Raw genomic sequence first — 22,715 nt, forward strand, 5'->3', positions numbered from 1 at the left:
TCAGTGGCATCAGCAGCAACAGTGAAAGACTGCTGTCGAAGCTCCGCAGAGGCACTGAGTTTTTCCAGCCATGCAGCGACCTGTTCACGGAATCCGGAGGTATTGCGTGCAGAGACGGTATTGGAAAGGCGGTCAAGGAACGCGGAGAATGCCCGGGAATTCTCCTCGGTGGAAAAAGAAGTCCATTGTGTAGAAACCTCCCGACGATCTGCTTCAGGAAACCAGGCTGCCACAGTTTCGGGAAGAGGGGGGATCTGAAAGTTCTGCCCCCCTTCAGTGATGACTCTGATATGGCGCGAATGTAAATTTTGCGGCAACATCTGGCGTAAAAACAGTCTGTTTTGGTCTGACAGGGAAATACGAAACTGAGGCCCGTTAAAATTTGGAACCGAAGTTTGCTGTATTAAGAATAGCAGAGTTTGATCTGATAAGGGGTTATTTGCAATCTCAATAGTTATATGAGGATCTAAACGAAAAAGATTTGTCGGGATTGTAGTTATTTGGTTGTTTTCAAAATAAAAAAATCTTCTCATGATAATATTTTCTTGGATGTTTGGTAAGTTGCTTAATCTATTGCTATATGCAAAAAGAAGTTGCAGTCTCCTAGGTAAAGGGGGCAGTTCAGTAAGATGGTTGTGCGCAACCTTAAGTATCTTAAGATTAGAAGGCAGAGATGGAAGAGTTTGCAGTTCGTTGTTCCTAACCTCAAGTTTTTTTAAATTCAAGGGTAATGAAGGCAGTGTGGATAACCTATTATACTCTGCGCTTAGTGATTTGATGGTGTCTGGTAATAACGGCAGATTCTCTAATTGATTTTCGGATACATCCAAAGTTATTAGATAATGTGGTAATGCAGATATATGTGTTAAGAAATTATCTCTTGCAATAAGTTCTTTAATATTTTCAGGTAAATCAGTAAGGATGGTTAATTTATTACAGCTCACATCAAGCTTTTTAATGCAAGCAGGGAGTACAGGTAACGAGGAAAGCGCCAAGGCTCGCAGGTCCAGTTTATGCCCCTTAGAGGTAAGACATGCACGAAGTCTTCTTACCGCCTCAGTACGCTGTTCTTCCGGTAACCCCTGTTTCTCCCAATCATCCCATTCGGACAAATAATGGTTGGGGGATGTAATTGTGCTGATATGTGGAAATAAACAGGATGAAATATTTCTGAGCATATTAATTTCTCGCATATGGATATGGAATTAGATTGTGAATAAATTGTATTTAATGTATCTCTCCTAATGAGGAGGGTGTTTCAGAATATTCGCCATAAGGGAATGAGTGTTATATCATGCTTTCTACCCTGGTAAGTATATTTGCTTTTTTCGTATATTTGGTTCATCTTTTTTTGATGTTTTACATATTCACAATGCAGAGGATTTATACCAGAAGACATTAGTCTTGAGTAAGATACTACAACATCTCCAACTATTTTAGCCAGCCTGACTACTTGACTTGGTAATATTTGTTGCTAATAATCATGTATAAAATAAGCTTATATACATAGTAACTTCAGCAAAGGATTTAGTAATGATCCAAATCATATCTCAATGTACTGTTTTTTTCTTTAAAAAAACAGTACATTCTATTTTATAATGACTGTGTATTCCCATGGAAGGAGATCACCCAATTCTCCCCCCCCCCCCCCGACTTTTGACGCAGTGTCTTGTTAACAGGGGGATTTACCATGCTTATTGGCTATGTACGCGTATCAACAAATGACCAGAATACCGATCTACAACGTAATGCGTTGAACTGTGCAGGATGCGAGCTGATTTTTGAAGACAAGATAAGTGGTACAAAGTCCGAAAGACCGGGGCTGAAAAAACTGCTCAGGACATTATCGGCAGGCGACACACTGGTTGTCTGGAAGCTGGATCGGCTGGGGCGCAGTATGCGGCATCTTGTCGTGCTGGTGGAGGAGTTGCGCGAACGAGGCATCAACTTTCGTAGTCTGACTGATTCAATTGATACCAGCACACCAATGGGACGCTTTTTCTTCCATGTGATGGGTGCCCTGGCTGAAATGGAACGTGAACTGATTGTTGAACGAACAAAAGCAGGACTGGAAGCTGCTCGCGCACAGGGACGAATTGGCGGTCGCCGTCCCAAACTTTCACCAGAATAATGGGCGCAGGCCGGGCGACTAATTGCATCAGGAGTTTCTCGCCAGAAGGTGGCGATCATCTATGATGTTGGCGAATCGACTTTGTATAAGAGGTTTCCAGCCAGGGTTATATAAAACCGCAGACACGGCGTATACAAGGACGTGCTACGGTTGACTGAAAAGTTAATGTTGTATGTCACAGGCCTTTTGCGCCGTAAAGCCCCGTCCTTTAGGGCGCGGAGGACGTTAAAGAAAGTGGTGTTCTTTGTGTTGCTGAACTTATGCAAAATTTTTTTGCACCATAAATCCAACAACACATTCAATAACACATTGCTGTATCACTATGAAAATAAATGTGTTTTTATTTGATTTCACACATATCACAATTGATGCATTTTTTAGTGATTAACAGCGCCATAAGGAAACTCTCAAAACAACACAAACCGGGCGGGCATTATACGCGCATTCTTTACTCAGACCAGTTTTTTCACCAGCGCTTCACTATGACGAATACGTTCTGGTGCCAGTTCCAGATCCTGCTGAATCAGCGCAATGAACAGCAAATCCGTTAACATTCCCTGAGCGTGACAAGCAGAGATTGAAGCACTGTTTGTCGCTTGTTCTTCGGCAATGGTATACAGGCAATGAGAAGCACGCTGTTGCAGGGCATTCGGAGTAAAGCCGGTAATCGCCAGCACTTTTCCGCCCACTCGCAGCATCTCATCTGCCGCCAGGTTTAACTCGCGTCGTACACCGGTGTAGGAAATGGCTAATAACAGATCGTCAGGGGACGACGCCTGTACTGTTGCGAGTAGCGCATGCATATCGCGCAGTGCGGCAGCATTGAAGCCAATCTTCATCAGCTTCCAGGCAAAGTTTTGCGCCACCAGACCCGAAGCGCCAATACCGGTCAGAATTATCCGCCGCGCAGAGCGCAACATTGTTACGCATTCATGCAGTTTCTCTTCACTATTAACGTTTAGCGTTGCGTACATAGCGGCAGTATTTTCTTTAATCAGTTTTTCGCCGACCAGCCGTAACGGATCATCACCGCGGATTTGGTTATGAATGGGCACGGAGGGCGATTCCGGCTGGCTTGCCAGCGCTTCACTCAACGCCAACTTAAGCGCCGGAAAACCTTTATAGCCGAGTTTTTGCGCGAACTTCACGACGCTGGACTGACTGACTCCGGCTTCGTTGGCCAGTTGCTGAGAGCTTAAATGGCGCGCCGTATCAGGTTGTAGCAGCAGATAATCCGCCAGTTTTTTATCACTCTGGGCAAGCCCCTGGTAACGCTGACGGATACGAAGTAAGCCGTTCATATCTTTCCTCGCGATGAAATAGTGGCGACAACAGGCAATATGAGACACACGCGAGTGAATTTTATATTCCATTGCCGCTAATTGCCATGAATTAAAAATTCCAGTTAGCCATGATGCGGTCGATTGTTGCCGGAAAAGTGATGATCTATCTGTTAGGCTATGTAGTAGCGAAAATTAATCAGGATGTTTCAGTCCAGAGGAGTATGGTTTGGCAACTCACGAGCGTCGTGTGGTGTTTTTTGACTTAGATGGAACATTGCATCAGCAGGATATGTTCGGCAGTTTTCTGCGCTATTTACTGCGTCGCCAACCGCTGAATGCGTTACTTGTCCTGCCGTTGTTACCGATTATAGCCATTGCGTTATTGATAAAAGGTCGTGCGGCACGCTGGCCGATGAGTCTGCTTCTGTGGGGGTGCACTTTTGGTCACAGCGAAGCACGTTTACAGACGTTGCAGGCCGATTTCGTGCGCTGGTTTCGCGACAATGTTACCGCCTTTCCGCTGGTTCAGGAGCGATTAACCACCTACCTGTTAAGTTCCGATGCTGATATCTGGTTGATTACCGGCTCTCCGCAGCCGCTGGTTGAAGCGGTTTATTTCGATACGCCCTGGCTGCCGCGGGTTAATCTTATCGCCAGCCAAATTCAGCGTGGCTATGGTGGTTGGGTATTGACGATGCGTTGTCTGGGACATGAAAAGGTCGCACAACTGGAGCGCAAAATCGGCACGCCGCTGCGGCTGTACAGTGGCTATAGCGACAGTAATCAGGACAATCCGCTGCTTTATTTCTGTCAGCATCGTTGGCGAGTAACCCCGCGCGGTGAACTCCAGCAACTGGAATAGAGTAAAGCATAGCGTCCGTGTATAATGCGCCGCGCTTTTATAACCGGAGTTTTCTTTTTGTCTGAAGTCGAATTTAGCCACGAATACTGGATGCGTCACGCGCTGACGCTGGCGAAACGTGCCTGGGATGAGCGGGAAGTGCCGGTCGGCGCGGTATTAGTGCATAACAATCGGGTAATCGGCGAAGGCTGGAACCGCCCGATTGGTCGCCATGATCCCACCGCACATGCAGAAATCATGGCCCTGCGGCAGGGTGGTCTGGTGATGCAAAATTATCGTCTGATCGACGCCACGTTGTATGTCACGCTTGAACCATGTGTAATGTGTGCCGGAGCGATGATCCACAGTCGCATTGGTCGCGTGGTCTTTGGTGCGCGTGACGCGAAAACTGGCGCTGCGGGATCTTTAATGGATGTGCTGCATCATCCGGGTATGAATCACCGAGTGGAAATTACGGAAGGAATACTGGCGGATGAGTGCGCGGCGTTGCTCAGTGACTTCTTTCGCATGCGCCGCCAGGAAATTAAAGCGCAGAAAAAAGCGCAATCCTCGACGGATTAATTTTGTTTCTCTTCACTCCCTTTCCTGGAAAACAGCAGAGAGGGAGAATGGGTCAAATAGTTTGATGACGACTGGGAAAGAAACGAGAGAAAAGGAAATTTCTCTTTGCCCAACTCCGTAGGCGATACCGCCGGATAATCCTGCGCCAGTTGCATCGCCGCTTCTGTAGCCTGCTTCTCTTTCTCTTGCAGATAACCCACCAGGCTAATCTGATACTTACGAATATTTTCGACATAAGCGTAGGCTTCATGCCCACGAGCGTAGCCGTAAGTCAGCTTGCTGTAATAGGGTTTCTGGCTAAGTAAAGGCAGACGCTGTTTTACGTCAGCCCAACTGTCAGGATTCCCTTTGGTTTTTGCCGTCAGGGCGCGGGCATCCAGCATATGCGCATAGCCCATATTGTACGCAGCGAGGGCAAACCAGATCCGTTCGTTCTCCGGCACACTTTCCGGCACTTTACTCATCATATCCTGCAAATAACGCACGCCACCGCTGATGCTCTGTTCGGCATCGGTACGATCCGTAATGCCGAGGCTTTGCGCGGTATTTTTGGTTAACATCATCATGCCGCGCACACCCGTCGGTGAAGTGGCCTGTGCATCCCAGTGCGATTCCTGATAAGCAATAGCGGCCAGCAAACGCCAGTCAATTTCTTCGGCGTATTTCTCAAACAGGGGCTTTAACTGCGGCAGTACCGCATCGACGGCGCGTAAAAATGTGCGCGTATCGACGTAATCAAAATCATCGCCATGCCCCAGGTATTTCTCTTCAATGCGTGCCAGCGTACCGTCTTCATTCATTTCGTTGAAGAAGTCGAGCAGGGCGGCGGAAAGGGTATTATCGCCATCTAACGGGCTAAACCAAGTCACCGGTTGTTCATCGGTGATATCGAGCGCTACGGCGAGCTCCGGGTGAACGCGCTGAAACAGGCTGATGGCGACAGAATCAGCAATGGTGTAATCGAGTTTTCCTTCGATGACATCTTCCATTAATTCCGCAGAGCCTTTTTTGTCGTCTACCTTCCAGCTTAATTCCGGGAATTTTGTTTCTTTCAGGGTCTGGAGATCGTTAACCACCACATGACCCGGTGCAACGGTGAGTTGCTCCGCCGTCAGGTTGCCCAGCGTACGTGGGCGATACTGACCCACTTTATAAACCAGTTGTTGTGACACGGAATAATAGGTAGGGCCAGGCTGATAATTTTTTACCCGCTCACTGTTATAGACCAGTCCTGCCGCCAGCAGGTCGGCGTTACCATTATCAAGGTCGTCAAACAGCTGGCTGATATTCTGCCGCACGGTCACTTTCAGTTTTACGCCGAGGTAATCGGCAAACTGTTTCGCCAGTTCGTAATCCAGGCCAAAAGGTTTCCCGTTGATTTCGTTATAAGTCAGGGGAGTATGAATGGTGCTCACACGCAACTCTCCCCGCGCTTGAATGGCGGCGATACGGTTGTCGGCTTTACCAAACCAGGGAATGGATGGCCAGAGAGCGACCGCGAGCAGCAGTGCCAGAATGCCGATGAACAGATAATTAATCTTTAATTTTTTCAATTAGTTAATTCTCTGTGTCGTGCGCGTCCCAGCTTGAAAAAACGTAATAATAGTGAAAGGTTTACTCATAAATGAGCGGCATTTTGCGTAAACCTGCGCCAGATGGCAACTTATTACAGCCATTGGCGGCACGCGTTGCTAATTCACGATGGTGATTTTATTTCCACGCAAACGGTTTCGTCAGCGCATCAGATTCTTTATAATGACGCCCGTTTCCCCCCCTTGGGTACACCGAAAGCTTAGAAGACGAGAGACTTATGATGGAAATTCTGCGTGGTTCGCCTGCACTGTCGGCATTCCGAATCAACAAACTGCTGGCACGTTTTCAGGCTGCCAGGCTCCCGGTTCACAATATTTACGCCGAGTATGTCCATTTTGCTGACCTCAATGCGCCGTTAAACGATGATGAGCACGCACAACTTGAACGCCTGCTGAAATATGGTCCGGCACTCGCCAGCCACGCCCCGCAAGGCAAACTCCTGCTGGTGACCCCGCGTCCTGGCACCATCTCTCCCTGGTCTTCGAAAGCGACCGATATTGCCCATAACTGCGGGCTACAACAGGTAAACCGCCTTGAGCGCGGCGTTGCTTACTATATAGAAGCCGGTACGCTGACCAATGAACAATGGCAGCAGGTTACCGCTGAACTGCACGACCGCATGATGGAAACGGTCTTTTTTGATTTAGATGATGCAGAGCAGTTGTTTGCCCACCATCAACCGACTCCGGTCACAAGCGTTGATTTGCTGGGGCAGGGCCGTCAGGCGCTGATCGACGCTAACCTGCGTCTTGGCCTGGCTCTGGCGGAAGATGAAATTGACTATCTGCAGGATGCTTTCACAAAGCTTGGTCGTAACCCGAACGACATCGAGCTGTATATGTTCGCTCAGGCGAACTCTGAGCACTGCCGCCACAAAATTTTTAACGCCGACTGGATTATCGACGGTGAACAACAGCCGAAATCGCTGTTCAGGATGATCAAAAATACTTTCGAAACCACGCCAGATCACGTTCTCTCTGCTTATAAAGATAACGCCGCCGTAATGGAAGGTTCTGAAGTGGGCCGCTACTTTGCTGACCACGAAACGGGCCGCTACAATTTCCATCAGGAACCGGCGCACATCCTGATGAAAGTCGAAACTCACAACCACCCGACGGCGATTTCTCCGTGGCCGGGCGCGGCGACCGGTTCCGGCGGTGAAATCCGCGATGAAGGTGCCACCGGGCGCGGCGCGAAGCCGAAAGCTGGTTTGGTTGGTTTCTCCGTATCCAACCTGCGAATTCCTGGCTTCGAACAGCCGTGGGAAGAAGATTTCGGTAAGCCTGAGCGCATTGTTACCGCGCTGGACATCATGACCGAAGGCCCGCTGGGCGGTGCGGCGTTTAACAACGAATTTGGTCGTCCGGCACTGAACGGCTACTTCCGTACTTATGAAGAAAAAGTGAACAGCCACAATGGCGAAGAGCTGCGCGGTTATCACAAACCGATCATGCTGGCGGGCGGGATCGGCAACATTCGCGCCGATCACGTACAAAAAGGCGAGATCAACGTCGGTGCGAAGCTGGTCGTTCTCGGCGGCCCGGCAATGAACATCGGTCTTGGCGGCGGCGCGGCGTCTTCCATGGCGTCTGGTCAGTCTGATGCCGACCTCGACTTTGCTTCCGTACAGCGCGACAACCCGGAGATGGAGCGTCGTTGCCAGGAAGTGATCGACCGTTGCTGGCAGCTTGGTGATGCTAACCCAATTCTGTTTATCCACGACGTCGGTGCGGGCGGTCTTTCTAACGCGATGCCGGAGCTGGTGAGCGACGGCGGACGCGGCGGTAAATTTGAACTGCGCGATATTCTAAGCGACGAACCGGGCATGAGCCCGCTGGAAATCTGGTGTAACGAATCCCAGGAACGCTACGTGCTGGCGGTTGCTGCCGATCAATTACCGCTGTTTGACGAACTGTGTAAGCGTGAGCGCGCACCCTACGCGGTGATTGGTGAAGCGACCGAAGAACTGCATCTTTCTCTGCACGATCGTCATTTTGATAATCAGCCGATCGATCTGCCGCTGGACGTCCTGCTTGGTAAAACGCCGAAGATGACCCGCGATGTACAAACGCTGAAAGCGAAGGGCGATGCGCTGGTCCGTGAAGGGATCACCATTGCAGACGCGGTGAAACGCGTACTGCATCTGCCGACCGTGGCGGAGAAAACTTTCCTGGTGACCATCGGTGACCGCAGCGTAACCGGCATGGTGGCGCGCGATCAGATGGTGGGGCCGTGGCAGGTGCCGGTCGCTAACTGCGCGGTCACTACCGCCAGCCTCGACAGCTACTACGGTGAAGCGATGGCGATTGGCGAGCGTGCGCCGGTTGCGCTGCTGGATTTCGCCGCCTCTGCCCGTCTGGCGGTCGGTGAAGCGTTAACCAATATTGCCGCAACACAGATTGGCGATATCAAACGCATTAAACTTTCCGCCAACTGGATGGCGGCGGCAGGCCACCCTGGTGAAGATGCGGGCCTGTATGAAGCCGTTAAAGCCGTGGGTGAAGAACTTTGTCCGGCGCTGGGCCTGACGATCCCGGTGGGTAAAGACTCTATGTCGATGAAAACCCGCTGGCAGGAAGGTAACGAAGAGCGCGAAATGACGTCGCCGCTGTCGCTGGTGATTTCTGCATTTGCCCGCGTGGAAGATGTACGTCACACCATCACGCCGCAGCTTTGTACCGAAGATAACGCACTGCTGCTGATTGATTTGGGCAAAGGCAATAACGCGCTGGGCGCAACGGCGCTGGCGCAGGTTTATCGTCAGCTTGGCGACAAACCGGCAGATGTACGCGATGTTGTCCAACTGAAAGGCTTCTATGACGCGATTCAGGCGCTGGTTGCACAGCGTAAGCTGCTGGCGTATCACGACCGCTCTGATGGCGGCCTGCTGGTAACGCTGGCGGAAATGGCCTTTGCAGGTCATTGTGGCATTGACGCGGATATCGCCTCTCTGGGTGACGATCGCCTGGCGGCGTTGTTTAACGAAGAACTGGGTGCGGTGATTCAGGTTCGTGCCGCTGACCGTGAAGCGGTCGAGTCCGTACTGGCACAGCATGGGCTTGCGGATTGCGTCCATTATGTTGGGCAGGCGGTTTCCGGTGACCGTTTTGTGATTACCGCCAACGGGCAGACTGTATTCAGCGAAAGCCGCACTACGTTGCGTGTCTGGTGGGCAGAAACTACCTGGCAGATGCAGCGCCTGCGTGACAACCCGGAGTGTGCCGATCAGGAGCATCAGGCGAAATCTAACGACGCCGATCCGGGCCTGAATGTAAAACTGTCGTTCGATATCAACGAAGATGTGGCAGCACCGTATATTGCCACTGGCGCACGTCCGAAAGTTGCCGTACTGCGTGAGCAGGGCGTGAACTCGCATGTTGAAATGGCGGCAGCTTTCCAACGTGGGGGCTTTGATGCTATCGACGTGCATATGAGCGACCTGCTGACTGGACGTACGGGACTGGAGGATTTTCACGCCCTGGTCGCGTGCGGAGGTTTCTCCTACGGTGATGTGCTGGGTGCCGGTGAAGGTTGGGCGAAGTCTATCCTGTTCAATGACCGTGTACGCGATGAGTTTGCAACCTTCTTCCATCGTCCGCAAACGCTGGCCCTGGGGGTATGTAACGGTTGCCAGATGATGTCTAACCTGCGTGAACTGATCCCGGGGAGCGAGTTGTGGCCACGTTTTGTGCGTAACACCTCCGATCGCTTTGAAGCGCGTTTCAGCCTGGTTGAAGTAACCCAAAGCCCGTCTCTGCTGTTGCAGGGGATGGTGGGCTCGCAAATGCCGATTGCTGTCTCTCATGGTGAAGGGCGCGTGGAAGTGCGTGATGCGGCGCATCTGGCGGCACTGGAAAGCAAAGGGCTGGTGGCACTGCGCTATGTCGATAACTTCGGCAAAGTCACTGAAACCTACCCGGCTAACCCGAACGGTTCACCGAACGGTATTACGGCGGTTACGACTGAAAGTGGTCGAGTCACCATTATGATGCCGCACCCGGAACGTGTTTTCCGTACTGTCAGCAACTCCTGGCATCCGGAAAACTGGGGCGAGGATGGCCCATGGATGCGCATTTTCCGCAATGCGCGTAAGCAGTTGGGGTAAGTCATCAGTTCATTGGTTTTGCAGCCCGGATGCGGCATTAAGCACCAACCACTATCATAAGCTCCCAACTCTGGGAGCTTTTTTGTGTCTGTAAATCACGACAATGGGTGGTTTACCGTGTCGCTTTCTGGCGACACTTAAATGATTGATTTTATTGTAATCTAATAAGTTTATCTTAAGTTGTCTCTTTTTAGCGACACAGTGGCTGATTTACATTCAAATAGCGAAGAAGCCATAAATCTCTCAAAGCAACGTATAATCAGTACGTTACCAAACTATTTTCTTTATTGGCACAGTTACTGCATAATAGTAAGCAGTGGCTCATTCACCGACTTATGTCAGCCCCTTCGGGACGTGCTACATAAAATTCGAATGACGCACAACAAGGTGCCTGCCGTCCAACTTCTGATATCAGCGTAGCTATATCAACCATCGGGCGAAACGTCGAGTTAGGCACCGCCTTATTCCATAACAAAGCCGGGTAATTCCCGGCTTTGTTGTATCTGAACTTCCCCTCGGTTAGCATCAGGCTATTCGCGTCTGACGAGAGTAACACCTTGAAACGCTGGCCCGTTTTTCCCCGCTCATTACGACAACTGGTAATGCTGGCATTTTTGCTAATTCTACTACCCCTGTTGGTGCTGGCATGGCAAGCCTGGCAAAGCCTGAATGCGCTTAGCGATCAGGCGGCGCTGGTTAACCGCACTACGCTTATTGATGCCCGGCGTAGTGAAGCGATGACCAACGCGGCGCTGGAGATGGAGCGTAGCTACCGTCAGTATTGCGTGCTGGACGACCCTACGCTTGCGAAGGTTTATCAAAGCCAGCGCAAGCGTTACAGCGAAATGCTCGATGCCCACGCAGGCGTACTGCCAGACGATAAACTTTACCAGGCATTGCGTCAGGATTTGAACAATCTGGCCCAACTTCAGTGTAACAACAGTGGTCCCGATGCTGCCGCCGCCGCGCGTCTTGAAGCCTTTGCCAGTGCCAATACCGAAATGGTGCAGGCCACGCGCACAGTGGTGTTCTCTCGTGGGCAGCAACTTCAGCGTGAAATCGCCGAACGTGGGCAATATTTTGGTTGGCAATCGCTGGTGCTATTTCTGGTGAGTCTGGTGATGGTGCTACTTTTCACGCGGATGATTATCGGGCCGGTGAAAAATATCGAGCGCATGATCAACCGTCTGGGGGAAGGGCGTTCTCTGGGCAATAGCGTTTCGTTCTGTGGACCGAGCGAGTTACGCTCGGTTGGGCAACGTATTCTTTGGTTAAGTGAGCGCCTGTCATGGCTGGAATCCCAACGCCATCAATTTTTAAGACATTTATCTCATGAATTAAAAACGCCACTGGCGAGTATGCGCGAGGGCACTGAATTACTGGCTGATCAGGTTGTCGGGCCGCTTACGCCAGAGCAAAAAGAGGTGGTGAGCATTCTTGATAGCAGCAGCTGCAATTTGCAAAAACTGATCGAACAACTGCTTGATTACAACCGTAAACAGGCGGACAGTGCGGTGGAACTGGAGAATGTTGAATTAGCACCGCTGGTGGAGACAGTGGTTTCTGCTCATAGCCTGCCCGCACGGGCTAAAATGATGCATACCGACGTCGATCTCAAAGCAACAGCTTGCTTGGCGGAGCCAATGCTGCTGATGAGCGTACTGGATAATCTTTACTCCAATGCGGTGCACTACGGGGCTGAATCCGGTAACATTTGCCTTCGCAGCAGTTTACATGGTGCGCGGGTTTATATTGATGTCATCAATACAGGCACGCCCATTCCGCAAGAGGAACGCGCCATGATCTTCGAACCCTTTTTTCAGGGAAGCCACCAGCGAAAAGGGGCGGTGAAGGGCAGCGGTCTGGGATTAAGCATTGCCAGGGATTGTATTCGCCGTATGCAAGGGGAACTGTATCTGGTCGACGAGAGCGGGCAAGACGTTTGTTTCCGCATTGAATTACCGTCGTCGAAAAACACGAAATAATGCTAACAGCCTATCCTATCAGGCTATTTTATTTGTCAGTTCGGCCCCGGGTAGTGCTCGAAATCTTCACGTACGATATGTACGCCCCGGTTTCTCCGCGCTGTCCATGTCCAGACTGTCTGCAACAATTACGCCCACTGGGATAGGCTTTAAGTCTGGTGAATATGCGACACATTTTTCAACGATTATTGCCCCGACGGCTGTGGCTGGCAGGGCTGCCATGTCTGGCATTGCTGGGTTGCGTGCAGAATCACAATAAGCCAGCCATTGATACGCCAGCAGAAGAAAAAATTCCGGTTTATCAACTGGCTGACTATCTTTCTACTGAATGTAGCGACATCTGGGCGCTGCAAGGTAAATCAACCGAAACCAATCCGCTTTACTGGCTGCGGGCGATGGATTGTGCTGATCGTTTAATGCCTGCGCAGTCGCGTCAGCAAGCTCGCCAATATGACGACGGCAGCTGGCAAAATACCTTTAAACAAGGGATTTTGCTCGCCGACGCCAAAATTACGCCGTATGAGCGCCGCCAGCTGGTCGCGCGTATTGAAGCGTTAAGTACCGAGATCCCGGCACAGGTTCGCCCACTGTATCAACTCTGGCGCGACGGTCAGGCGCTGCAACTGCAACTGGCGGAAGAGCGCCAACGTTACAGTAAACTCCAGCAGTCCAGCGACAGCGAGCTGGATACATTGCGCCAGCAACATCACGTTCTACAGCAGCAACTGGAACTCACCACCCGCAAGCTGGAAAACCTGACCGATATTGAACGCCAGCTCTCGACCCGCAAACCGGCTGGAAATTTCTCGCCGGATACGCCGCACGAGAGTGAAAAGCCCGCGCCATCCACCCATGAGGTCACTCCTGATGAGCCATAAACCTGCGCATTTATTATTGGTCGATGACGATCCGGGATTGCTGAAACTGCTTGGCCTGCGCCTGACCAGCGAAGGCTACAGTGTGGTCACGGCGGAAAGTGGCGCTGAAGGATTACGGGTACTGAATCGCGAAAAAGTAGATTTAGTTATCAGCGACCTGCGGATGGATGAAATGGACGGTATGCAGCTATTTGCTGAAATCCAGAAAGTGCAGCCGGGAATGCCAGTAATTATTCTTACTGCGCATGGTTCTATCCCCGATGCCGTTGCTGCAACACAGCAGGGCGTTTTTAGTTTCCTCACCAAGCCTGTCGATAAAGATGCGCTATATCAGGCAATTGACGATGCGCTGGAGCAATCCGCGCCAGCCACCGATGAACGCTGGCGCGAGGCAATTGTCACCCGCAGCCCGCTGATGCTGCGTTTGCTGGAACAGGCGCGGCTGGTGGCGCAATCAGACGTCAGCGTTTTGATTAACGGTCAGAGCGGCACCGGGAAAGAGATTTTCGCCCAGGCTATCCACAACGCCAGCCCGCGCAACAGCAAACCATTTATTGCTATTAACTGTGGCGCATTGCCCGAGCAATTGCTGGAGTCGGAGCTGTTTGGTCATGCGCGTGGCGCGTTTACTGGCGCTGTCAGCAATCGCGAAGGTTTATTCCAGGCGGCGGAAGGCGGAACGCTATTTCTCGATGAAATTGGCGATATGCCTGCGCCGTTACAGGTCAAACTGCTGCGCGTGTTGCAGGAGCGTAAAGTGCGCCCGCTGGGCAGTAACCGCGATATTGATATCAATGTGCGGATTATTTCTGCCACTCACCGTGATCTGTCAAAAGCGATGGCGCGCGGGGAATTCCGCGAAGATCTCTATTACCGCCTCAACGTTGTCAGCCTGAAAATTCCGGCACTGGCGGAGCGCACAGAAGACATTCCGCTACTGGCAAATCACCTGTTGCGCCAGGCGGCAGAGCGACATAAACCGTTTGTCCGCGCGTTCTCTACCGATGCGATGAAACGCCTGATGACCGCGAGCTGGCCGGGTAATGTGCGCCAGTTGGTCAACGTGATTGAACAGTGCGTGGCGCTGACCTCATCTCCGGTGATTAGTGATGCGCTGGTGGAGCAGGCGCTGGAGGGTGAAAATACGGCGCTGCCAACCTTTGTTGAGGCACGTAATCATTTTGAACTCAACTATTTGCGTAAGCTGCTGCAAATCACCAAAGGCAACGTCACCCACGCGGCGAGAATGGCGGGGCGCAACCGGACAGAATTTTATAAACTGCTTTCCCGACACGAGCTGGATGCAAACGATTTCAAGGAATGAATTGGCGTTATGTGTTACGTTTAGCAGATCAAAAGACAGACAACCTTTTCAAGGAATAGCATGAAAAAGATTGATGCGATTATAAAACCCTTCAAGCTGGACGATGTCCGCGAAGCACTGGCCGAAGTCGGTATTACCGGCATGACGGTGACCGAAGTGAAAGGCTTTGGTCGCCAGAAAGGCCATACCGAGCTGTACCGCGGCGCGGAGTATATGGTGGATTTTCTGCCGAAAGTGAAAATTGAGATTGTCGTACCGGACGACATTGTCGATACCTGTGTCGATACCATTATTCGCACGGCGCAAACCGGCAAAATCGGTGACGGTAAAATCTTCGTCTTTGACGTGGCTCGGGTCATTCGCATCCGTACCGGTGAAGAGGACGACGCGGCAATTTAAACCGCGTCAAGGGTTGCCGGATGTTTCCATCCGGCAACATCAAATTACAGCACCTTATGCGGGCCAAAGCATTCGTAATGAATGTTTTCCTGCTTCACGCCCAGATCCACTAACTGTTTCGCGGTAAACTGCATGAAGCCAACCGGGCCGCAGAGATAGAACTGCATTGTCGGATCGCTGAACGCACCTTCCAGTTTGCTCAAATCCATCAGACCTTCGCTATCAAACTGACCTTTAGCGCGATCGGCTTCGCTCGGCTGACGATACCAGGTGTGCGCGGTAAAGCGCGGCAGTGACTGCCCCAGTTCCTTAACTTCATCAGCAAAGGCGTGAACTTCGCCATTTTCTGCCGCATGGAACCAGTTCACTTGTGCTGTGTGGCCTGCTTTTGCCAGCGTGTCGAGCATTGCCAGCATTGGCGTTTGACCAACACCGGTAGAGATTAACGTCACTGGTGTGTCATCTGCGACAGCCATAAAGAAATCACCTGCTGGAGCGACCAGTTTCACGACATCGCCAACATTGGCGTGATTGTGCAACCAGTTGGATACCTGCCCACCCTCTTCGCGTTTCACCGCGATACGATAGCCTTTGCCATCCGGTTTGCGAGTCAAAGAGTACTGACGAATTTCCTGATGCGGGAAACCTTCCGGCTTCAGCCAGACGCCGAGATATTGCCCCGGACGGTATTCTGCCACTGCGCCACCGTCGACCGGCTCCAGTTCGAAGCTGGTGATAAGCGCGCTGCGCGGTGTTTTAGCCACAATGCGGAAATCGCGAGTACCTTCCCAACCACCGGCTTTGCTGGCGTTTTCGTTATAGATTTCCGCCTCGCGATTGATAAATACATTAGCCAGTACACCATAGGCTTTACCCCACGCGTCCAGCACTTCCTGCCCCGGGCTGAACATTTCGTCCAGCGTTGCCAACAGGTGTTCACCGACGATGTTGTACTGTTCCGGTTTGATCTGGAAGCTGGTGTGCTTCTGCGCGATTTTTTCTACCGCTGGCAGCAGCGCAGGCAGGTTTTCAATATTACTGGCGTAGGCGGCAATAGCGTTAAACAGGGCTTCACGTTGATCGCCATTACGCTGGTTACTCATGTTAAAAATTTCTTTGAGTTCTGGGTTATGAGTAAACATACGGTCGTAGAAATGGGCGGTTAACTTTGGCCCCGTTTCCACCAGTAAAGGGATGGTGGCTTTTACTGTAGCGATGGTTTGAGCGTCAAGCATATGGTCTTCCTTTTTTGCATCTTAATTGATGTATCTCAAATGCATCTTATAAAAAATAGCCCTGCAATGTAAATGGTTCTTTGGTGTTTTTCAGAAAGAATGTGATGAAGTGAAAAATTTGCATCACAAACCTGAAAAGAAATCCGTTTCCGGTTGCAAGCTCTTTATTCTCCAAAGCCTTGCGTAGCCTTAAGGTAATCGTTTGCGTAAATTCCTTTGTCAAGACCTGTTATCGCACAATGATTCGGTTATACTGTTCGCCGTTGTCCAACAGGACCGCCTATAAAGGCCAAAAATTTTATTGTTAGCTGAGTCAGGAGATGCGGATGTTAAAGCGTGAAATGAACATTGCCGATTATGATGCCGAACTGTGGCAGGCTATGGAGCAGGAAAAAGTACGTCAGGAAGAGCACATCGAACTGATCGCCTCCGAAAACTACACCAGCCCGCGCGTAATGCAGGCGCAGGGTTCTCAGCTGACCAACAAATATGCTGAAGGTTATCCGGGCAAACGCTACTACGGTGGTTGCGAGTATGTTGATATCGTTGAACAACTGGCGATCGATCGTGCGAAAGAACTGTTCGGCGCTGACTACGCTAACGTCCAGCCGCACTCCGGCTCCCAGGCTAACTTTGCGGTCTACACCGCGCTGCTGGAACCAGGTGATACCGTTCTGGGTATGAACCTGGCGCATGGCGGTCACCTGACTCACGGTTCTCCGGTTAACTTCTCCGGTAAACTGTACAACATCGTTCCTTACGGTATCGATGCTACCGGTCATATCGATTACGCCGATCTGGAAAAACAAGCCAAAGAACACAAGCCGAAAATGATTATCGGTGGTTTCTCTGCATATTCCGGCGTGGTTGACTGGGCGAAAATGCGTGAAATCGCTGACAGCATCGGTGCTTATCTGTTCGTTGATATGGCGCACGTTGCGGGCCTGGTTGCTGCTGGCGTCTACCCGAACCCGGTTCCTCATGCTCACGTTGTTACTACCACCACTCACAAAACCCTGGCGGGTCCGCGCGGCGGCCTGATCCTGGCGAAAGGTGGTAGCGAAGAGCTGTACAAAAAACTGAACTCTGCCGTTTTCCCTGGTGGTCAGGGCGGTCCGTTGATGCACGTAATCGCCGGTAAAGCGGTTGCTCTGAAAGAAGCGATGGAGCCTGAGTTCAAAACTTACCAGCAGCAGGTCGCGAAAAACGCTAAAGCGATGGTAGAAGTGTTCCTCGAGCGCGGCTACAAAGTGGTTTCCGGCGGCACTGATAACCACCTGTTCCTGGTTGATCTGGTTGATAAAAACCTGACCGGTAAAGAAGCAGACGCCGCTCTGGGCCGTGCTAACATCACCGTCAACAAAAACAGCGTACCGAACGATCCGAAGAGCCCGTTTGTGACCTCCGGTATTCGTGTAGGTACTCCGGCGATTACCCGTCGCGGCTTTAAAGAAGCTGAAGCGAAAGAACTGGCTGGCTGGATGTGTGACGTGCTGGACAGCATCAATGATGAAGCCGTTATCGAGCGCATCAAAGGTAAAGTTCTCGACATCTGCGCACGTTACCCGGTTTACGCATAAGCGAAACGGTGATTTGCTGACAATGTGCTCGTTGTTCATGTTGGATGCGGCATGAACACCTTCTCAGGCCTACAAAATCTTGCAAATTCAATATATTGCAATCTCCGTGTAGGCCTGATAAGCGTAGCGCATCAGGCAATTTTTCGTTTATGATCATCAAGGCTTCCTTCGGGAAGCCTTTCTACGTTATCGCGCCATCAAATCTGTCGTAACTGCGCCTCAACATACAAATAGCCAATTCCCAGCACCTGTTGTGCGCGGCTTAATTGCCCGAAGCCAATTTGCGTCGCTTTCACGCTCGGTCCTTCGTCGCGGTCGAACGGGTTAAATCCTGTCTGGCGAATAATAGTATTAAGCCAGTTCTCACCAAAGGCACAACTGCGACCGTACAACCAAATCTGATTAATATTGAGGATGTTGAGGAAGTTATACAGACTCAAACCAATGGCATTGGCAGAGCGATCAACCCAGCTGGTGATCCACGGTTCTCCACTCTGCCAGGCAGCGATTAACTGCGCGGTTGTCAGTTTTTCAGGATCAAGCTGAGTATTAACCGGTTGTGATTTTAGCCATACCCGCGCCTGTTTTTTTAATGCACTTAACGAGGCGACGGTTTCCAGGCAGCCGTAACGTCCACAGTCGCAGACGACGCCATCCGGATTAACGATGGTGTGACCAATCTGTCCGCTACCATACAAACTGCCGCGATAAATTTGCTCGTTAATCACGAACGACGAGCCAATGCCGTAATCAACGTTGATCACGCAGAAATCCCGTTCCTGCGAATTATTTTGCCATTTCTCCGCCTGCGCCAGCATCACGCAGTCATTATCGACCAGCACCCGAATGCCCAGCTTCTCTTCCAGCAGATACTTCACCTCAACTGGCGTTGTCCACGGCGCTTGCGGCATGGTTTGCGATACGCCGGTCACCGGATCAACCTGCCCGTGGATTGCCAGCGCCAGATTGATGGTGCGGTCCGGCCACAATTTACGGTGGCGATGCCAGCATTTTTCGATTTCGGACAGCAGCGCCTGCGGCGTCGGTACATCAATCTGTAAATACTCAAATTCGCCTTTCGGACTTAAACAAGCATTAGCAACCTGACACTCAATACTGGTGGGCGTCACGTTCAGGCACAGCGTCCAGTCACCTTCCGGCGCAATCAGCCATGTACCGCTACTATGCCCGCGCGTCTGGCTTTCATCGTCAATATTCACCACCCGTTTTTCGCTTTCCAGTTCCTGCAAAATATTACTGACTGCCGGAATCGAAATTTGCGCCAGCCGGGCCAGCGTTGATTTATTGGCGCGCTTTTGCCGGTACAGCAGTTCCAGAATCACGCATTTGTTATGGTGGCGAATCTGTTGATTGTTAATGCAGGCTCTCATCTTCACTAAACCTTGTTTAGTTAATTGCGTGATTATTCCGCGAAAACATTGCCAGATTGTTCAATACACTGCCACAAATCTTTTAATTCAGTATGTCTTGTTAATATTGAGGGCACCATGACTCCAGTAAAAGTGTGGCAAGAGCGCGTTGAGATCCCGACCTATGAAACCGGGCCGCAGGATATACATCCCATGTTCCTGGAAAATCGCGTTTATCAGGGATCGTCCGGCGCGGTTTATCCCTACGGCGTGACCGATACGCTGAGCGAGCAGAAAACCCTGAAATCCTAGCAGGCGGTGTGGCTGGAAAACGACTACATCAAAGTGATGATCCTGCCGGAACTGGGCGGTCGGGTGCATCGCGCATGGGATAAAGTGAAACAGCGCGATTTTGTCTATCACAATGAAGTCATTAAACCTGCGCTGGTGGGGCTGCTGGGACCGTGGATCTCCGGCGGGATTGAGTTTAACTGGCCGCAACACCATCGCCCGACCACCTTTATGCCCGTTGATTTCACCCTCGAAGCCCATGAAGACGGTGCACAGACGGTGTGGGTCGGCGAAACGGAGCCGATGCATGGTTTACAGGTGATGACAGGTTTCACCCTGCGCCCTGACCGGGCGGCACTGGAAATCGCCAGCCGCGTCTATAACGGCAACGCCACGCCGCGTCATTTCTTGTGGTGGGCCAACCCGGCAGTGAAAGGGGGTGAAGGGCATCAGAGCGTTTTCCCACTGGATGTGACTGCGGTGTTTGATCACGGCAAACGGGCCGTCTCCGCTTTCCCCATCGCCACCGGCACTTACTACAAAGTGGACTACTCCGCCGGAGTGGACATTTCTCGCTATAAAAATGTGCCTGTTCCAACCTCATATATGGCCGAAAAATCGCAGTACGATTTTGTCGGCGCGTGGTGTCACGATGAAGATGGCGGTTTGCTGCACGTTGCCAACCACCATATTGCGCCAGGTAAAAAACAGTGGAGTTGGGGACACAGTGAATTTGGCCAGGCGTGGGATAAGAGTCTGACCGACAATAACGGCCCGTATATCGAACTGATGACCGGTATTTTTGCCGATAACCAGCCTGATTTTACCTGGCTTGATGCTTACGAAGAGAAGCGTTTCGAGCAGTATTTCCTGCCTTATCATTCTCTGTGCATGGTGCAAAATGCCTCCCGCGATGCGGTGATAAAACTCCAGCGTAGTGAGCGGGGGATTGAGTGGGGGCTGTATGCCATCTCTCCGTTGAACGGATACCGTCTGGCGATCCGCGAAATCGGCAAATGCAACGCGTTGCTCGATGATGCCGTGGCCCTGACACCAGCGACCGCCATCCAGGGCGTGTTGCACGGTATCAATCCTGACAGACTGACCATTGAACTCTCCGATGCCGACGGCAATATTGTACTGAGTTATCAGGAACATCAGCCGCAGGAGTTGCCGTTGCCGGACGTCGCCAAAGCGCCACTGGCAGCACAAGACATTACCAGTACAGATGAAGCCTGGTTTATCGGTCAGCATCTGGAGCAATATCATCACGCCAGCCGTTCACCGTTCGATTACTACCTGCGCGGCGTGGCGCTGGACCCGCTGGATTATCGCTGTAACCTGGCGCTGGCGATGCTGGAATATAACCGCGCAGATTTCCCGCAAGCGGTGGCGTATGCCAGTCAGGACGCGCACATGCGCTGAACAAAAACCCGCAGTGTGGACAAGCAAGTTTGATTCGCGCCAGTGCTTACGAACGTCAGGGACAATATCAACAAGCCGAAGAGGATTTCTGGCGTGCGGTCTGGAGCGGCAATAGTAAAGCAGGCGGCTATTATGGTCTGGCACGACTGGCGGCGCGTAATGATAACTTCGACGCGGGTCTGGATTTTTGCCAACAAAGTCTTCGTGCCTGCCCAACCAATCAGGAAGTGCTTTGCTTGCATAATCTGCTGCTGGTGTTAAGTGGTCGTCAGGACAACGCGCGTTTGCAGCGCGAGAAACTGCTGCGTGATTATCCGCTGAACGCCACTCTGTGGTGGCTGAACTGGTTCGATGGTCGTAGCGAATCAGCCCTCGCGCAGTGGCGCGGTCTGTGTCAGGGACGCGACGTTAACGCTCTGATGACCGCCGGGCAACTGATTAACTGGGGAATGCCCACTCTGGCGGCAGAGATGCTGAACGCACTGGACTGCCAGCGCACGCTGCCGCTTTACCTGCAAGCCAGCTTGCTGCCGAAAGCCGAACGTGGCGAACTGGTCGCAAAAGCCATTGATGTCTTCCCGCAGTTTGTCCGTTTCCCGAATACGCTGGAAGAAGTGGCGGCGCTGGAGAGTATTGAAGAGTGCTGGTTTGCTCGCCATTTACTGGCCTGCTTCTACTACAACAAACGTAGCTACAACAAAGCCATTGCCTTATGGCAACGTTGCGTAGAGATGTCGCCGGAGTTTGCCGACGGCTGGCGCGGGTTAGCGATCCATGCGTGGAATAAGAAACACGATTATGAGCTGGCCGCGCGTTATCTTGATAATGCTTATCAGCTTGCGCCGCAGGATGCACGTCTGCTTTTCGAACGGGATTTGCTGGATAAGTTAAGTGGAGCCACACCGGAGAAACGACTGGCGCGTCTGGAAAATAATCTGGAAATTGCGCTGAAACGCGACGACATGACCGCAGAACTGCTCAATTTGTGGCATCTCACGGGTCAGGCAGACAAAGCGGCGGACATTCTCGCCACGCGTAAATTCCACCCGTGGGAAGGCGGGGAAGGGAAGGTCACCAGTCAGTTTATCCTCAACCAGTTATTACGCGCCTGGCAGCATCTTGATGCCAGAGAGCCGCAGCAGGCCAGCGAACTGCTTCATGCCGCGCTGCATTATCCGGAGAATTTAAGCGAAGGCCGTTTACCGGGGCAAACTGATAACGACATCTGGTTCTGGCAGGCGATATGCGCCAACGCGCAGGGCGATGAAACTGAAGCGATGCGTTGTTTACGTCTGGCGGCGACCGGCGATCGCACCATTAACATCCACAGTTATTACAACGATCAGCCGGTTGATTATCTCTTCTGGCAAGGAATGGCGCTGCGACTGCTGGGTGAACAGCAAACCGCACAGCAACTGTTTAGTGAAATGAAACAGTGGGCGCAAGAGATGGCGAAAACCAGTATTGAGGCGGATTTCTTTGCTGTTTCACAACCTGACCTGTTATCGCTGTATGGCGATTTACAACAGCAGCATAAAGAAAAATGCCTGATGGTGGCGATGCTGGCGTCCGCGGGACTCGGGGAGGTTGCGCAATATGAGTCTGCTCGCGCTGAATTGACGGCGATTAATCCGGCCTGGCCGAAAGCGGCATTATTCACCACTGTGATGCCTTTTATTTTTAACTACGTTCA

13 protein-coding genes and 2 pseudogenes are annotated in these 22,715 nt (G+C 51.5%); 10 read left to right on the plus strand and 5 right to left on the minus strand.

Features of this window, described 5'->3' with window-relative positions; genetic code table 11:
* Positions 1–1,193, minus strand: a 1,193-nt coding sequence (gene ipaHb, locus ACUU1I_RS12215) for a T3SS effector E3 ubiquitin-protein ligase IpaHb (protein ID WP_449144842.1), incomplete at its 3' end; no start/stop codon positions are given.
* A 497-nt stretch (positions 1,194–1,690) separates the two neighbouring features.
* Between ipaHb and pinE the strand changes: the two are divergent.
* A pseudogene (pinE, locus tag ACUU1I_RS12220) lies at positions 1,691–2,245 on the plus strand (site-specific DNA recombinase).
* A gap of 338 nt (positions 2,246–2,583) precedes the next feature.
* Here the strand turns inward: pinE and ACUU1I_RS12225 are convergent.
* Positions 2,584–3,432: a MurR/RpiR family transcriptional regulator gene (locus ACUU1I_RS12225; protein WP_001013778.1), complete on the minus strand. Its 849-nt coding sequence runs from the start codon at positions 3,430–3,432 to the stop codon at positions 2,584–2,586.
* Between the two features lie 208 nt (positions 3,433–3,640).
* Between ACUU1I_RS12225 and yfhb the strand changes: the two genes are divergently transcribed.
* Together yfhb and tadA are read left to right on the plus strand one after the other, a co-directional pair.
* Positions 3,641–4,276 (plus strand): phosphatidylglycerophosphatase C, encoded by a 636-nt coding sequence (yfhb, locus tag ACUU1I_RS12230; RefSeq protein ID WP_000190655.1) that lies wholly within the window; start codon positions 3,641–3,643, stop codon positions 4,274–4,276.
* A 57-nt stretch (positions 4,277–4,333) separates the two neighbouring features.
* Positions 4,334–4,837, plus strand: a complete 504-nt coding sequence (gene tadA, locus ACUU1I_RS12235) for a tRNA adenosine(34) deaminase TadA (protein WP_001297409.1) — start codon at positions 4,334–4,336, stop codon at positions 4,835–4,837.
* Here tadA and mltF read toward each other — a convergent pair.
* Positions 4,834–6,390, minus strand: coding sequence for a membrane-bound lytic murein transglycosylase MltF (gene mltF / locus ACUU1I_RS12240; RefSeq protein WP_000734212.1), 1,557 nt, complete (start codon positions 6,388–6,390; stop codon positions 4,834–4,836). The two genes, tadA and mltF, sit on opposite strands and share 4 nt — an antisense overlap.
* A gap of 257 nt (positions 6,391–6,647) precedes the next feature.
* Between mltF and purL the strand changes: the two genes are divergently transcribed.
* The 5 genes from purL (at position 6,648) to glnB (ending at position 15,121) form a co-directional block, all read left to right on the plus strand.
* Positions 6,648–10,535: a phosphoribosylformylglycinamidine synthase gene (gene purL / locus ACUU1I_RS12245; protein ID WP_000970142.1), complete on the plus strand. Its 3,888-nt coding sequence runs from the start codon at positions 6,648–6,650 to the stop codon at positions 10,533–10,535.
* A 557-nt stretch (positions 10,536–11,092) separates the two neighbouring features.
* Positions 11,093–12,520, plus strand: coding sequence for a two component system sensor histidine kinase QseE/GlrK (gene qseE / locus ACUU1I_RS12250; protein ID WP_005047325.1), 1,428 nt, complete (start codon positions 11,093–11,095; stop codon positions 12,518–12,520).
* A 164-nt stretch (positions 12,521–12,684) separates the two neighbouring features.
* On the plus strand, positions 12,685–13,398 hold the full coding sequence (gene qseG / locus ACUU1I_RS12255; protein WP_001215861.1) for a two-component system QseEF-associated lipoprotein QseG: 714 nt from the start codon (positions 12,685–12,687) through the stop codon (positions 13,396–13,398).
* Entirely contained in the window at positions 13,388–14,722 is a 1,335-nt protein-coding gene (glrR, locus tag ACUU1I_RS12260; RefSeq protein WP_005047323.1) for a two-component system response regulator GlrR, read from the plus strand. The genes qseG and glrR overlap by 11 nt, the downstream gene beginning before the upstream one ends.
* Positions 14,723–14,782: 60 nt before the next feature.
* Positions 14,783–15,121 carry a nitrogen regulatory protein P-II gene (gene glnB / locus ACUU1I_RS12265; protein WP_000717694.1) on the plus strand — a complete coding sequence of 113 codons (339 nt, stop codon included), beginning with the start codon at positions 14,783–14,785 and terminating at the stop codon, positions 15,119–15,121.
* Positions 15,122–15,165: 44 nt separating this feature from the next.
* On the opposite strand, the gene hmpA is transcribed toward glnB, so the two are convergent.
* Positions 15,166–16,356, minus strand: coding sequence for an NO-inducible flavohemoprotein (hmpA, locus tag ACUU1I_RS12270; RefSeq protein WP_000883129.1), 1,191 nt, complete (start codon positions 16,354–16,356; stop codon positions 15,166–15,168).
* A 326-nt stretch (positions 16,357–16,682) separates the two neighbouring features.
* Here hmpA and glyA point away from each other — a divergent pair, with 326 nt between their 5' ends.
* On the plus strand, positions 16,683–17,936 hold the full coding sequence (gene glyA / locus ACUU1I_RS12275) for a serine hydroxymethyltransferase (protein ID WP_000919159.1): 1,254 nt from the start codon (positions 16,683–16,685) through the stop codon (positions 17,934–17,936).
* 197 nt (positions 17,937–18,133) lie between these two features.
* On the opposite strand, the gene ACUU1I_RS12280 is transcribed toward glyA, so the two are convergent.
* Entirely contained in the window at positions 18,134–19,327 is a 1,194-nt protein-coding gene (locus ACUU1I_RS12280; RefSeq protein ID WP_005070400.1) for an ROK family protein, read from the minus strand.
* Between the two features lie 117 nt (positions 19,328–19,444).
* Between ACUU1I_RS12280 and ACUU1I_RS12285 the strand changes: the two are divergent.
* Positions 19,445–22,715, plus strand: a pseudogene (locus ACUU1I_RS12285) (DUF5107 domain-containing protein); the annotation flags it as partial.

The sequence above is a fragment of the Shigella sp. SIG3 genome, from assembly GCF_053555855.1.